The 13837-nt window shown below is 73.7% G+C and carries 13 protein-coding genes; 10 read left to right on the top strand and 3 right to left on the bottom strand.

Features of this window, described 5'->3' with window-relative positions:
• The first annotated feature begins 57 nt into the window (after positions 1–57).
• The 3 genes from ACJ9NR_RS08610 (at position 58) to ACJ9NR_RS08600 (ending at position 1805) form a co-directional block, all read left to right on the top strand.
• Complete coding sequence (locus ACJ9NR_RS08610; protein WP_412488895.1) at positions 58–600, top strand: sigma-70 family RNA polymerase sigma factor; 543 nt, start codon at positions 58–60, stop codon at positions 598–600.
• The gene (locus tag ACJ9NR_RS08605) at positions 597–1409 is read left to right on the top strand and encodes an anti-sigma factor (RefSeq protein WP_412488896.1); all 813 of its coding nucleotides are present in this window, start codon (positions 597–599) and stop codon (positions 1407–1409) included. Before ACJ9NR_RS08610 ends, ACJ9NR_RS08605 begins: the two co-directional genes overlap by 4 nt.
• Before the next feature lie 126 nt (positions 1410–1535).
• A complete protein-coding gene (locus ACJ9NR_RS08600; protein WP_412488897.1) occupies positions 1536–1805 on the top strand; it encodes a hypothetical protein in 270 nt (89 codons plus the stop codon).
• A gap of 337 nt (positions 1806–2142) precedes the next feature.
• Here ACJ9NR_RS08600 and ACJ9NR_RS08595 read toward each other — a convergent pair whose 3' ends face one another.
• From ACJ9NR_RS08595 to hmgA, 3 genes are read right to left on the bottom strand one after another with little or no spacing between them, the layout of a single operon-like run.
• Complete coding sequence (locus tag ACJ9NR_RS08595; protein WP_412488898.1) at positions 2143–3303, bottom strand: type ISP restriction/modification enzyme; 1161 nt, start codon at positions 3301–3303, stop codon at positions 2143–2145.
• A 40-nt stretch (positions 3304–3343) separates the two neighbouring features.
• Positions 3344–4093 carry a GntR family transcriptional regulator gene (locus ACJ9NR_RS08590; protein ID WP_412488899.1) on the bottom strand — a complete coding sequence of 250 codons (750 nt, stop codon included), beginning with the start codon at positions 4091–4093 and terminating at the stop codon, positions 3344–3346.
• A 26-nt stretch (positions 4094–4119) separates the two neighbouring features.
• Complete coding sequence (gene hmgA / locus ACJ9NR_RS08585; RefSeq protein ID WP_412488900.1) at positions 4120–5469, bottom strand: homogentisate 1,2-dioxygenase; 1350 nt, start codon at positions 5467–5469, stop codon at positions 4120–4122.
• A gap of 190 nt (positions 5470–5659) precedes the next feature.
• On the opposite strand from hmgA, the gene ACJ9NR_RS08580 reads away from it, so the two are divergent.
• From ACJ9NR_RS08580 to ACJ9NR_RS08550, 7 genes are all read left to right on the top strand, one after another.
• Positions 5660–6265, top strand: coding sequence for a hypothetical protein (locus tag ACJ9NR_RS08580; RefSeq protein ID WP_412488901.1), 606 nt, complete (start codon positions 5660–5662; stop codon positions 6263–6265).
• Complete coding sequence (locus ACJ9NR_RS08575) at positions 6262–6879, top strand: TetR/AcrR family transcriptional regulator (protein ID WP_412488902.1); 618 nt, start codon at positions 6262–6264, stop codon at positions 6877–6879. Before ACJ9NR_RS08580 ends, ACJ9NR_RS08575 begins: the two co-directional genes overlap by 4 nt.
• A 156-nt stretch (positions 6880–7035) precedes the next feature.
• On the top strand, positions 7036–9288 hold the full coding sequence (locus ACJ9NR_RS08570; RefSeq protein ID WP_412488903.1) for a molybdopterin oxidoreductase family protein: 2253 nt from the start codon (positions 7036–7038) through the stop codon (positions 9286–9288).
• Between the two features lie 150 nt (positions 9289–9438).
• Positions 9439–10110 (top strand): hypothetical protein, encoded by a 672-nt coding sequence (locus ACJ9NR_RS08565; protein WP_412488904.1) that lies wholly within the window; start codon positions 9439–9441, stop codon positions 10108–10110.
• Positions 10100–10807: a class F sortase gene (locus ACJ9NR_RS08560; protein WP_412488905.1), complete on the top strand. Its 708-nt coding sequence runs from the start codon at positions 10100–10102 to the stop codon at positions 10805–10807. The genes ACJ9NR_RS08565 and ACJ9NR_RS08560 overlap by 11 nt, the downstream gene beginning before the upstream one ends.
• A gap of 181 nt (positions 10808–10988) precedes the next feature.
• Complete coding sequence (locus ACJ9NR_RS08555) at positions 10989–12332, top strand: ABC transporter ATP-binding protein (protein ID WP_412488906.1); 1344 nt, start codon at positions 10989–10991, stop codon at positions 12330–12332.
• Between the two features lie 104 nt (positions 12333–12436).
• Positions 12437–13825, top strand: a complete 1389-nt coding sequence (locus ACJ9NR_RS08550) for an aldehyde dehydrogenase family protein (protein ID WP_412488907.1) — start codon at positions 12437–12439, stop codon at positions 13823–13825.
• The last annotated feature ends 12 nt before the right edge of the window (positions 13826–13837 follow it).

Raw genomic sequence — 13837 nt, 5'->3', positions numbered from 1 at the left:
TTGCGAATGCCTGGTGTGACGGGACGGGGCCCTTGCGGGCGGGGAGAGGGGGACCGAGTGGAGGCGGACGAGCTTCTGCTGCTGGTCGCGGGCGGTGACCACAACGCGTTCGAGAAGCTGTACGGGCTGGTGTCGGGACCGGTGTTCGGACTGGTGCGCCGGGTCGTGCGCGACCCCGCCCAGTCGGAGGAGGTGGCCCAGGAGGTGCTGCTCGAACTCTGGCGGTCGGCGGCCCGGTTCGACCCCGGGCGCGGCAGCGCCCTGTCCTGGGTCCTCACCCTCGCCCACCGGCGGGCCGTCGACCGGGTGCGCAGCGCCCGCGCGGCCGGCGAGCGCGAGCAGCGCGAGGCACGCCGGGCCCACCACCCGGCCTTCGACCAGGTCACCGAGGAGGTCGAGGCGGGCCTCGAGCGCGAGTGGGTGCGCCGCTGCCTGGACCGGCTGACCGACCTGCAGCGCCAGTCCGTCACCCTCGCCTACTACGACGGCTACACCTACCGTGAAGTGGCCGAGCGGCTCTCGCTGCCGCTGGGCACGGTCAAGACCCGGATGCGCGACGGACTCACCCAGCTGCGCAGGTGCCTGGGAGGCGTCGCATGAGTCTGCTGAGGAAACTGCTGGGCGGCGGCGACGCGCACTCACTCGCGGCCCCCTACGCGCTCGACGCCCTGGCGCCCGCCGAGCGGGTCCGCTTCGAGAGGCACCTCGCCTCCTGCGAGATCTGTGAGGCCGAGGTACGGGCCCTGTCCGAGGACGCCGTCCGCCTCGCCTGGTCGACGGCCGCTCCCGCGCCGGCCGCGATGCGCGACCGGGTGCTGGCCGCCGTGCGCGCCACTCCGCAGGAGCCGGCGCGTGAGCACACTCCCCGGCTGCCGCCCCACGTCTGGGGCACGCAGCCACCGCCGGCACGCTCCCGTGCGCCCCGCGAGCGCCGCCCGCTGTTCGTCCCCTTCGCCACGGCGACGGCCGCCGCGGCCCTCGTGGTCGCCTCGCTCTTCGCCGTCCAGGCGAACCACACGCAGGACCAGCTGGACGCCGCCCGGGCCCGGTCACGTGAGATCGCCCACGTTCTGGCAGCTCCCGACGCGCGCGCGAGCGCGGAACGGGACGAGCGGGGCCGCGCCATCTCGGTGGTCGCCTCGGCGTCGGAGGGACAGGCGGTCGTCACCCTCAGCGGATACGGCGCCCTGCCCGGCGGACGGGTGCACCAGCTCTGGCTCATGCGCCCCGACGCGCGGCCCCGCTCTCTCGGGCTGTTCCAGGGGGGCGACACGCCCTTGGTCGCGACCGGCCTCGACAAGGCGGCCACGTCACTCGCCGTGACCGTGGAGCCCGACGGCGGCTCGCCGCAACCCACCAGCCAGCCGGTTGTCCAACTCACCCTGAAATCGGTCGGATTCGGAGAGTGACGAACGTGGAGTCGTCAACCTCCTTACGGGGAAGGTGAATCCTGTGACCGCGATACACGAGTGCCCCGAGGGGGCGATAGGGTTACTCTGCCCGGGCCGGGTGGACTCGTACGGGTGGGGAGTGACATGGAACAGATAACAGTGCGCAGCAGGGCCAGGGTCCCTGCGATCACGTGCGGGAGCGGTGCGAGCAGCTCGCGCCTCGACCGGCACCTGTCGGTGCTGGCGGGTCCCGCCGTGCCGCAGCAGAAGACGGCCGAGGCGACCTCGCTGATGCGTGAGCTCACCGCGCGCGACACCCGGCGCGAGCGCAGTGCCAGGGGGGCGCGGATCAGCCGTGTCCTGCTCTTCGCGCCGCTGCGCCGACTGCGCCGTTCCCTCTTCGGCGGGCGCTGAGCCGCACCGGCACTCGCCGCGGGGCCCTGCCCCGGTCCACCGCACCGTCCCGGCGCATCGCTGCGCACTCGTCTCCGTCATCCCCGGCACCGCAGCGATGCCCAGGCGCGGCACCGGGCGGGCGACCGCACGCCGTCCGTGCGCCGTCCGCCTGACGCCGCCCCCGCCCGGCACCGACCACTCTCAACTCCCCCCGGCCCGAGGCTCGTTCACCGCTCGCCGCGGGAGCGTCCCCGCAGGCGAGCGCCATGGACATCCGGTCACGCGGTTCCCCGCGTTTCCGCGGGGCGCGTTCCTGCGGGGCACCGCCGAACCGCGGTGGCCTCGCCCGGCGCCCTCAGATCAGCGCGAACTGGCCCTCCGGGCCCTCTTCGTGGTGGTCGAGGACGGAGGCCGGCCTGCGCGCGGACTCCGGCGCCGGCAGCACGCCGGCCCGGTGCAGCTCGGACGCCGTGACGGGGGCCGTCACCGTCAACTCCGCCTGCAGCGGCCGTACTTCGGCGAGCAGGGCCAGGACCGTGATCAGTTCCAGCAGCTCCGAGGTCCAGGCCTGCGGCCAGGTGGCCGGACGGATCGCCGCGAGCGTGCCCGGCTCGGGCTCCGCGGTCCGCGCGTCGAACCACTGCTCCAGGACCCGGACGCCGGCCGTCTCGAAGTCCCAGGCCTCGGGCGGCACCGGGGAGATACGGCCCTCGTCGAGCAGCAGGGTCTCCTCGTCGCGGTCGTAGCGGATCGTGAGCGGGCGGGCGGGCAGCGGGGCGCGGACGTACGGGCGGCGGCCGCCGGGCAGCTTGGGACGGTCGCCGTCCCGGCGCATCAGCCACAGCAGGCGGCGGCCCAACTCGACTCCGCGCGCGAAGAGTTCCGCGTCCCCGGTGAGCGGGACCGTCAGGTCCGGGCGGACGGCCGCCATGATCCAGGCCAGGACGTCCGGCGCGGCGGGGGAGTGGCCGTACCGGGCGCCCAGGTGCTCCGGCAGGCCCGGCGCCAGGTTGGGCTCCGCGCCGCCGGGGCGGCGGTAGAGGGGGCGGATGCGGCCCGGGCGCAGGAGCGGGATGCGGGACGTGGCCAGCAGGTGCGGGCCGCCTGTCCCGGTGGGGCTCTCCACGACGAAGATCTGCCGCTCGTCCGCCACCCGCCACAGCTCGGGGCGGGCGGCGTCGATCAGACGGTGGTCGGGCAGCAGCCACTGCTCGTCGAAGGGGGCGAGCAGGACGCCCACCGGCTCCGGGGCGGGACCCGTGGCGCGGATCAGTCTCCCGGTGCCGCTCGGCCGGCCCGGCAGCTGGCCGACCGCCGAGTGCAGGGTGCGTGAGCGGGTCGGCTCGAACAGCGCCTCCCGGTCCGGGCCCTCGGCCTTCAGCAGGGCGTCCCAGCGGGCTTTCAGGGAGGCCGCGTCGGGGGCCGCCGGCCACCTCCGGCCGAGCCGCGGCGGTGCGACGGACCACGGCATGAGGTCCGCCAGCGGCGGAGCGTCGTCGTGCGTCACGCTGGGCATCGTACGGCGTAGCGCCGACAGCCCGTGGGGACCGGTGACCTCATGTGGCGTCCAGGGTCACCGTGAAGGAGAAGCGGTCGCCGCGGTAGTGGATCACGGCCGCGTCCAGCACCCGCCCCGCGGCGTCGTACGTCACCCCCGTGTAGTGCAGGATCGGGCTGAGCAGCGGGACGTGGAGCAGCCGTGCCGTCTCCGGGTCGGCCAGGCGGGCCTCGACGGTGTCCGTGATGCGGCTGATGTCCGCCCGCACGACGTCGCGCAGCACCTTGGTCATCGGCCAGCGCAGCAGGTCGCCGGGGTCGATCAGCGCGGCCACGTCCGGCCGGACGTAGTTGTGCGCGTGGTTCGTCGGCTCGCCCGTCTTCTCGTCGCTGCGCAGGCGGTGGTAGGTGGCGACCTCGTCGGTCCCGGGGAAGAACTCGGCGAGTTCGGGCGGCACGGGCGCGTGGCCGTGGTCCAGCAGTTCGGTCGTCATGCCGGACTGCTGGGCCACGATCGCGTCCACCGAACCCAGCAGCCGGACCGGGGCGGCCCTGCGGGCGCCCGGCTCGATGAAGGTGCCCCGGCGCCGGTGCCGGGTGATCAGGCCCTCGTCCTCCAGCTCCTTCAGCGCCTGCCGCATGGTCAGCACGCTCACCCCGTAGTGCTCCGCCAGCCGCTCCTCGGTGGGCAGGCGCAGGGGGTCCCGCGGCGAGCGGCCGAGTATCGAGGCGCGCAGGGACTGCGACACCTGGTACCAGAGCGGCAGCTTGCGGTTGAGGACGATCGAGTCCGGGGCGAAGGAGGTCACGGGCCATCCGTACCGGTCGGGGATCTTCAGTGCAAGGGCCGGAAATGCCGCTCGAGGCCCTGCCACACGTCGTCGTAGCGCCGCTGGAGGTGGTCCGCGTCCGCCGCGTGCGGGGTCAGCGTGAGCGGCCAGCGGGTCTCGAACATGAACGCCAGCCCGTCGTCCACCTTCTGCGGCGCGAGCTCCGCCGCGCTCGCCCGGTCGAAGGTCTCCCGGTCCGGGCCGTGCGCCGACATCATGTTGTGCAGCGAGCCGCCGCCGGGCACGAAGCCGCCCTTCCCGGCCGTCTTCGCGTCGTAGGCGCCCTCGATCAGGCCCATGTACTCGCTCATCACGTTCCGGTGGAAGTACGGCGGCCGGAAGGTGTCCTCGCCCACCAGCCAGCGCGGCGCGAAGACCACGAAGTCGACCCCGGCCAGCCCCGGGGTGTCCGAGGGCGACGTCAGCACCGTGAAGATCGACGGATCGGGGTGGTCGTAGGAGATGGAGCCGATGACGTTGAAGCGGCGCAGGTCGTAGACGTAGGGCACATGGTTGCCGTGCCAGGCGACCACGTCGAGCGGCGAGTGGTCGTACGTCGCCCGCCAGAGGTTGCCGCAGAACTTGCTGACCACCTCCACCGGCCCCTCGACGTCCTCGTAGGCGGCGACCGGGGCCCGGAAGTCACGGGCGTTGGCGAGACCGTTGGCGCCGATGGGGCCGAGGTCGGGGAGGCGGAAGGGGGCGCCGTAGTTCTCGCACACGTAGCCGCGGGCGGTCGGGTCCGGCCCGTCGCCGGGGGCGGTGTCCAGGAGCTCCACCCGGAAGCGCACCCCGCGCGGGACGAGCGCCACGTGCCCCGGCTCCACGTGCAGCAGCCCGAACTCGGTGCGCAGCAGCAGCCCGCCCCGCTCCGGCACGATCAGCAGCTCGCCGTCCGCGTCGCTGAAGACGCGGTCCATCGAGGAGTTGGCGTGGTACAGGTGCACCGACATGCCGGTGCGCCGGGTGGCGTCGCCGTTGCCGCCGAGGGTCCACAGGCCGGCCAGGAAGTCGGTGCCGTCGGCGGGGTCGGGCAGCGGGTCCCAGCGCAGGCGGTTGGGGTCGGGGACGGACTCGGTGAAGGGGCCGGTGCGGATCCAGCCGTTGTGCGTGTGCGTGAACGGCGGGTGGGCCGCCGAGGGGCGGATGCGGTACAGCCAGGAGCGGCGGTTGTGGGCCCGCGGCTCGGTGAACGCCGACCCGCTGAGCTGTTCCGCGTAGAGCCCGAGCGGCGCGCGCTGGGGTGAGTTGCGGCCGTCGGGAAGGGCACCGGGTACGGCCTCGGAACTGTGCTCGTTGCCGAAGCCGGAGAGGTAGGTCAGCCCCTCGGCCGTCTTGCGCGACTCCCCGCTCATCATCGCTCCCTTGCGCACTGATGCGGTCTGCTTCCTTGATTCCTATGGTGCACCATAGGATTGCGGTTTCGCGGGCGCAAGAGGTCTTCGGGCCCGACCGCCCGCCGCGCGCGGACATCCTCGCCAGGGAGGAGGCAGAACCAGACTCCAGGGGGATCCGGCTGTCGGACCGGTGTTCTACTCTCCGGGCATGTCGTGGACGCGGGGACTGTGCGCCGCGCTCGCGGTCTGTGTCCTGCTGCTGGCCGGATCCGCGGGCTGCGGTTCGGGTGCTGCGCACGGGGGCACGGCCGGGGAGTCGGCCTCGCCGGTGGGCAAGGTCCTGGACGACACGGACGAGGAGGGGCGGCACTACCGTGAAGTGCAGAAGAAGGGCGCGCCCGAGGTCGGCGTCGAGGTCCAGCCGGACGCCGGCGACACCTGGGACGTGCGCCTGACGGTCCGCAACTTCCGCTTCTCGCCCGGGAACGCGAAACCGCGGGCGGTGGCGGGCCGGGGCGTCGCCTACGTCTTCGTCGACGACCGGCTCGTCAGCCGGCTCCGCGGCCTGGACTGCCGCCTCCCGGCCCGGCTCGTGCCGCGCGGCACGCACCACGTCACCGCGCGGCTCTACGCCGACGACGGCACCGTGTGGGCCGTGCGGGGCCGGCCGATCGAGAGCACGGCCGACATCACGGCGTCCCAGGCGGCGGGCGGACCGGGGGGCCGCGCGGACACGACCGCACCGAGTGCAACCGACAGCGAAGCGCGCGGCGGGGGGCGAGGTTCTCCGGAGCGCGCCGGAAAGGCATCATGAAGCCCGTGCCCCACGCGACATCGCTACGCCGTGCGCCCGTGCAGCGGCGCAGCGCCGAACGACTGACCCGGATCCTCGACGCCTGCGCCGAACTCCTCGACGAGGTCGGCTACGACGCCCTGAGCACCCGTGCCGTCGCCCTGCGCGCCGCGGTCCCCATCGGCTCGGTCTACCGCTTCTTCGGCAACAAGCGGCAGATGGTGGACGCCCTCGCCCAGCGCAATCTCGAGCGGTTCACCGAACGGGTCGCCGAGCGGCTGGGGACGGCCGGTGACGGAGGCTGGCGCTCGGCGATGGACGCGGTGCTCGACGAGTACCTGGCCATGAAGCGCACCGCGCCCGGCTTCTCCCTCGTCGACTTCGGCAACCAGATCCCCGTCGGCGCGCGCAGTGCCGAGCCCAACCACCGCGTCGCCGACCGCCTCACCGACCTGCTCTCCGGCTACCTCGGCCGGGAGCCGGACGAGGACCTGCGCCGCACCTTCCTCATCGCGGTGGAGACCGCCGACACCCTCGTCCATCTCGCCTTCAGGGTGGCGCCGGACGGCGATGCGAAGATAATCGAGGAGGCGCGCGGGCTGCTGCGGGCCTATCTCGCCCGGGTACTGGACTGACGCCCCGGGTCTCGTGCGCCGGGTGGATCCCGCGCGAGCCGCCGGCCGGCGGTGCGCGGATTTCCGACGCCGTCCCCGAGGGGGCCTCCCCAGCATGCCAACCGGTCGGTATGCTCGGCCGTGCCCAGGCGCCGTCACCGCCCACCGGGAGGACCCGTGTCCCGCACCGCCCTGCGTATCTGCCCCCTGTGCGAGGCCACCTGCGGGCTGACCCTCACCCTCGAAGGTACCCGTGTCACCGGCGCCCGCGGTGATCGCGAGGACGTCTTCAGCAAGGGGTTCATCTGCCCCAAGGGCGCCGCCTTCGGCGCCGTCGACGGCGACCCCGACCGGCTGCGCGCCCCCCTCGTGCGCCGGGACGGCGAACTGCGCGAGGCCACCTGGCAGGAGGCCTTCGACGCGGTGGCCGCGGGCATCCGCCCCGTCGTCGAGCGCCACGGGCCGCACGCGGTGGGCGTCGTCCTCGGCAACCCGAACGTGCACACCATGGCCGGCATCCTCTACCCGCCGGTCCTCCTCGCCGGCCTCGGCACCCGCAGCGTCTTCACCGCCTCCACGCTCGACCAGATGCCCAAGCACGTCTCCAGCGGACTGCTCTACGGCGACGCGGGCGCCATCCCGGTGCCGGACCTGGACCGCACCGGCCATCTGCTCCTCATCGGCGCCAACCCCCTGGAGTCCAACGGGAGTCTGTGCACCGCGCCCGACTTCCCCGGCAAGCTCAAGGCCCTCAGGGCGCGCGGCGGCACGCTCACCGTCGTCGACCCGCGCCGCACCCGCACCGCGGCCCTCGCCGACCGGCACGTCGCGATCCGCCCCGGCACCGACGCGCTCCTGCTCGCGGCGATGGCGCAGGTCCTGTTCGAGGAGGACCTCGTCGACTGCGGCGAGCTGACCCCGCACCTCCAGGGCCTCGGTGAACTGCGCGAGGCGGTGAAGGAGTTCACGCCCGAAGCGGTCGAAGCCGCCTGCGACGTGGCGGCCGGCGTGACCCGCGCGCTGGCCCGTGAACTCGCCGCCGCCCCCACCGCCGCCGTCTACGGCCGCATCGGCACCTGCACCGTCCCCCACGGCACCCTCGGCAGCTGGCTCGTCGACGTCCTCAACATCCTCACCGGCAACCTCGACCGCCCCGGCGGCGCCCTCTTCCCGCAGGCGGCCACCGACCGCACGCCCCGCCCGGCCGGCCCGAGCCACGGCTTCGCGCTCGGCCGCTGGCACTCGAGGGTGAGCAAGTACCCCGAGGCGAAGGGCGAGTTGCCGCTCTCCGCGCTCGCCGAGGAGATCGACACCGCGACCGGGGAGGGCGAGCCGATCCGGGCGCTGGTCTCGATCGCCGCCAACCCCGTGCTGTCCGCGCCCGACGGCGACCGGCTCGACAAGGCCCTGAGCTCCCTGGACTTCATGGTCAGCGTCGATCCCTACCTCAACGAGACCTCGCGCCACGCCCACGTCGTGCTGCCGCCGCCCCCGCCCTCCCAGAGCCCGCACCACGACTTCGCCTTCAACACGCTGGCCGTGCGCAACCAGGTCCGCTACACCCGCCCCGCCGTGCCCCTGGAACCCGGCCGCATGGCCGAGACCGAGATCCTCGCCCGGCTGATCCTGGCGGCGACCGGCATGCACGGCGCCGACCCGTCCGCCGTCGACGACATGGTGATCCGCCAGACCCTCGGCAAGGCGGTCGAGCAGCCCCACTCGCCCGTGCACGGCCGCGACCCGGGGGAGCTCGCCGCCGCACTCACCGGTGTGAGCGGCCCCGAGCGGCGGCTCGACATGATGCTGCGCCTGGGCCCCTACGGCGACGGCTTCGGCGCGCGGCCCGGCGGGCTGTCGCTGGAGAAGCTCCTCGCGCACCCGCACGGCATCGACCTCGGCCCGCTCGCCTCCCGTCTCCCGCAGCCGCTGAAGACCAGGAGCGGCAAGGTCGAACTGCTGCCGCGGCCGATCGCGGACGACCTGCCCCGGCTGCGCGAGGCGCTGGACCGGCTCCCCGAGGGCCTCGTCCTCGTCGGCCGCCGCCATCTGCGCTCCAACAACAGCTGGATGCACAACGTGCCCGCCCTCACCGGCGGCAGCAACCGCTGCACCCTGCACATCCATCCCGAGGACGCCGAGCGCCTCGGGGTGCGCGACGGCGCCGCCGTCCGGGTGAAGGGCGCCGGGGGAGAGGTGACCGCACCGGCGGAGGTCACGGACGGCGTGCGCCGGGGTGTGGTGAGCCTGCCGCACGGCTGGGGCCACGACCGTCCCGGCACCCGCCTGAGCCACGCGGCGGGCGAACCCGGTGTCAACGTCAACCAGCTCCTCGACGGCAGCCTGCTCGACCCGCTCTCGGGCAACGCGGTCCTCAACGGAGTGCCGGTGGACGTCACCGCCGCGGCCGGCACCCGCACGCCGCCGAGCTGAGCGGAGCCCCCCAGGGGGGCCGCGTTGCGCCGGTCGGGCGACATTCGACGGCGCGTCGGGCGGTGGTCACGGCGGTCCCGGGACGGGTGTGAAAGAGAGTCAGGTGAAAGAGCGATTTGTATGAAAATCGTCTGACTCGGAGGAACATCCATGCCCACCTCGATGCCCCCGTCCGTCGGCGCCCGTCTCGGAGCCGCGGCCCTCACCGTACTCACCGCGGCCGGGGCCTCCTGGCTCGCGACGACGGCCGCTGTGGCGGCCCCCGGCGACGGTGCCGACATCAGGATCCACAATGAGCGGGTGCCCTACGGCGTCTCCAAGGACGATCCCGAGGTCTGCAAGTTCTACCTCGACGCCGCCAACTTCGGCACGGTGACCAGCGTCGACTACACCATCACGGCCCAGCCCCCGCTGCCCACCGCGGCCACCGTCAGCGGCACCATCTCCCTGGCCGGCGGCGCCGGTCACACCGACATCCTCGGCCTGGCCGACGGCAGGTACACCCTGCAGTGGACCATTCCGCCGACCACGCCCGGTGCGCCGCCCGCCCCGCCGAAGGAGAAGGTCTTCACCGTCGACTGCCACAACAGGCACGAGCGCGGGCAGCAGGGCCCGAACCGGACGATCCAGGACCACGGCCCCGGGGCGGGGCACGAGGGCGGCGGCCCGAAGGGCGGTGTCCACGCGGGCGGCGGCGGCCTCGTCGACACCGTGCAGGCGTACACCCCGCTGAGCGCGGCCGGGGGCGTCGGACTGGTCGCGGTCGGCGGTGCCGTCTACGTCCGGACGCTGATGCGCCGCCGTTCGCACGGTGCCTCGTAGGCGCAGACGCAGGCCCTGGTACCGGACCCGCGCCTACCGCCTCACCAGGACGGCTCTGATCGTGGCCGTCCTGGTGACGGCCGTCCGGTGCGGGGGGCACCACCATCCGGTCCCCTCCGTCCGGGCCGGTGGCCCCGCCGCCGGGGCGCCCGCCGAACCGGTGCCCGGAGTCGCCGACCAGCGCCCCGGGGCCGCCGAGCCGACCCCGTCGGCCGAACCCGCCCCGCCGCCCGACCCGCTGCCCCGGTCGCCGGCGACCGGCCTGCGCGTGCCGTCCCTGGGCATCGACGCCCCGGTCGTCGCCGTGAAGGTCGGCGCCGACCACCAGCTGCAGACCCCGCCGCTGGACAAGCCCAAGCTCGTCGGCTGGTACCAGGACGGTGCCTCACCGGGCGAGACCGGCACGGCCGTCGCCGTCGGGCACCGGGACACGAAGACCGGCCCCGCGGTCTTCGCCGCCCTCGCGCACGTACGCCCCGGCAGGACCATCGAGGCCCGGCGTCTCGACGGCCGTACCGCGGTGTACACCGTCGACCGCGTGCGGGTCTTCGACAAGTCCCGCTTCCCCGACAAGGAGGTGTACGGCCCCAGCAAGCGCCCCGAGCTGCGGGTGCTCACCTGCGGCGGGCTGTTCAACCGCAGGACGGGCTACACCAGCAACGTCGTCGTCTTCGCCCATCTGACCGCGACCCGCTGACGCGGCCGAGCGATGCGTCCGGTTTCTCACTGGGCGGAACGGAGGGGCCGATTGTGTCGAGTGTCTTCCATTGAGCGCGTACGGTCCGTTAACTTCCGTGACCCACAGCCCGTACGACCCGCACGGGCCGTTCCGCCGCCGAGCAGCAGCACCCGCTCAGTACGCCCCCGGGGGCAGTGTCATGACACGCGCCATCTCCCTGCACGACGTGAGCAAGACGTACACGCGAGGCGTTCGCGTGGTGGACCGGCTGTCGCTGGACATCGGGCCGGGCGAGTTCCTGGTGCTGCTCGGGCCGTCCGGCTGCGGCAAGTCCACCGTGCTCAGGATGATCGCCGGGCTGGAGGAGATCACCGAGGGCCGGCTGCTGCTGGACGGCGACTACGGCAACGACCTGCTCCCGTCCGAGCGCGACATGGCGATGGTGTTCCAGAACTTCGCCCTCTATCCGAACATGACCAGCCGCGGCAACATCGGCTTCCCGCTGCGGGTGGAGAACCCCGGGGAGGACCCGCGGCCGCGGGTGGAGGCCACCGCCCGGATGCTGGGCATCGAGGACCTGCTGGACCGCTTCCCGAGTCAGCTCTCCGGCGGTGAGCGCCAGCGCGTCGCCATGGGCCGGGCCATCGCCCGCCACCCCTCCGCCTTCCTGATGGACGAGCCGCTGTCCAACCTGGACGCCAAACTCCGCAACCATCTGCGCGCCGAGATCTCCAAGCTCACCCGGGAGCTGGGCGTCACCACGGTCTACGTCACCCACGACCAGGCCGAGGCCATGTCGCTCGGCGACCGGGTCGCCGTCATGCGCGGCGGGGTGCTCCAGCAGGTGGGCACGCCGCGCGTGGTCTACGCGCTGCCCCGCAACGTCTTCGTCGCCGCCTTCATCGGCACCCCGCGCATCAACCTGCTGCGCGGGCTGGTGCGGGCCCCGCTCGACGGCGCGATGACCATCAGCCTCGGCAAGCAGTACCTGCGGCTGCCCGAACCCCTCACCCTGGACCACCAGTTGCTGCGGGTGCAGCAGGGGCGGGAGGTGATCGTCGGGCTGCGCTCGGAGGCCGTCCGGATCGCCAAGCACGCCTCCGCCCGCATCGGCGAGGTGCCGCTCACCGGCCTGGTGGAGCACGTGGAGTTCCAGGGGCACGAGGTCCTGGTCCACTTCAACACCGGTTCCCGGCCCGCCCTCGTGCCGGATCTCGAGGCCCCGCGCCCCGTGCCCCGGCCCTCCCGGCGCAGGCGCCGGGAGGGAGGCACCACCGTGCTGACCCGCATCCGGGAGCGGGCGGAATCCCTGCGCGCCGGACCGGTGGTGGCCCTGGACGACGCCGCGGACCCGCGCCCCGAACCCGCGACCGCGGAGCCCCGGCTCCCGGGCGACCTGGTGGTCCGCACCACCCCCGACATCGACCTCCGCCACGGCATGCAGGTCCCGCTCCTGGTGGACCTGGCCCATCTGTTCGTCTTCGACCAGCACGGCGAGCGGATCTGCCCGTCCCCGGCGCGGCTGCCGGACCTGGAGGAGTAGGCGCTCCCGGACGGGGGCGCCTGGCGCCCGAAAACTATCGTCGCTAGTTTATGTGGCGTCGGTAGGTTTGACGGGCCCGACGCATCCCGCACCGGAGGAGCAGCATGAAGGCACACGACGGCATGTACATCGACGGCGCCTGGCGCCCCGCCGTCGGCACGGAGACGATCGAGGTCGTGAACCCGGTCGACGAGCAGGTGGCCGCCCGGGTGCCCGCGGGCACCGCCGAGGACGTCGACCGGGCCGTACGGGCCGCCCGTGCCGCCTTCCCGGCCTGGGCGGCGACCCCGCCGGCCGAGCGGGCCGCCCGGCTGGCCGCCCTCCGGGACGTGCTCGCGGCCCGCAAGGACGAGATCGCCGAGACGGTCACCACCGAACTCGGCGCGCCGCTGAAGTTCTCGCAGAGCGTCCACGCGGCCGTGCCGGTCGCGGTCGCCGGCTCCTACGCCGAGCTGGCGGCGACGTACCCCTTCGAGGAGAAGGCCGGCAACTCCACCGTCCATCTGGAGCCGGTCGGCGTGGTCGGCGCGATCACCCCCTGGAACTACCCGCTGCACCAGATCGTCGCCAAGGTCGCCCCGGCGCTCGCGGCGGGCTGCACCGTGGTGCTCAAGCCCGCCGAGGACACCCCTCTGGTCGCCCAGCTCTTCGCCGAGGCGGTGCACGAGGCGGGCGTCCCCGCGGGCGTGTTCAACCTGGTCACCGGTCTCGGCCCGGTCGCGGGTCAGGCGCTGGCGGGGCACCCCGAGGTCGACCTCGTCTCCTTCACCGGCTCCACCGCGGTCGGCCGGAAGATCGGCGCGACGGCGGGCGCCGCGATCAAGCGGGTCGCCCTGGAGCTGGGCGGCAAGTCCGCCAACGTCATCCTGCCGAGCGCCGACCTCGCGAAGGCGGTCAACGTCGGCGTCGCCAACGTCATGTCCAACTCCGGCCAGACCTGCAGCGCCTGGACCCGGATGCTGGTCCACCGCGACCAGTACGACGAGGCGGTCGAGCTGGCCGCCACCGCCGCCGCCAAGTACGGCGAGCGCATCGGCCCGGTGGTCAACGCCGCGCAGCGGGCGCGGGTGCGCGGTTACATCGAGAAGGGCGTCGCGGAGGGCGCGCGGCTGGTCGCCGGCGGACCCGAATCGCCGCGCGAACGCGGCTACTTCGTCTCGCCCACCGTCTTCGCCGACGTCACGCCCGGGATGACGATCGCCCAGGAGGAGATCTTCGGTCCCGTCCTGTCGATCCTCGCCTACGAGGACGAGGAGGACGCCCTGCGCATCGCCAACGGCACGGTCTACGGCCTCGCGGGTGCCGTCTGGGCCGGTGACGAGGCCGAGGCGGTGGCCTTCGCCCGCCGGATGCAGACCGGCCAGGTCGACATCAACGGCGGCCGCTTCAACCCCCTCGCCCCCTTCGGCGGCTACAAGCAGTCGGGCGTCGGCCGTGAACTCGGCACGCACGGCCTGTCCGAGTACCTGCAGACCAAGTCCCTCCAGTTCTGAAGGAGCCGTCCC

Source organism: Streptomyces sediminimaris (genome assembly GCF_047049295.1).
Taxonomy (GTDB): domain Bacteria; phylum Actinomycetota; class Actinomycetes; order Streptomycetales; family Streptomycetaceae; genus Streptomyces; species Streptomyces sediminimaris.
This window is presented reverse-complemented; position numbering and strand designations above follow the sequence as displayed.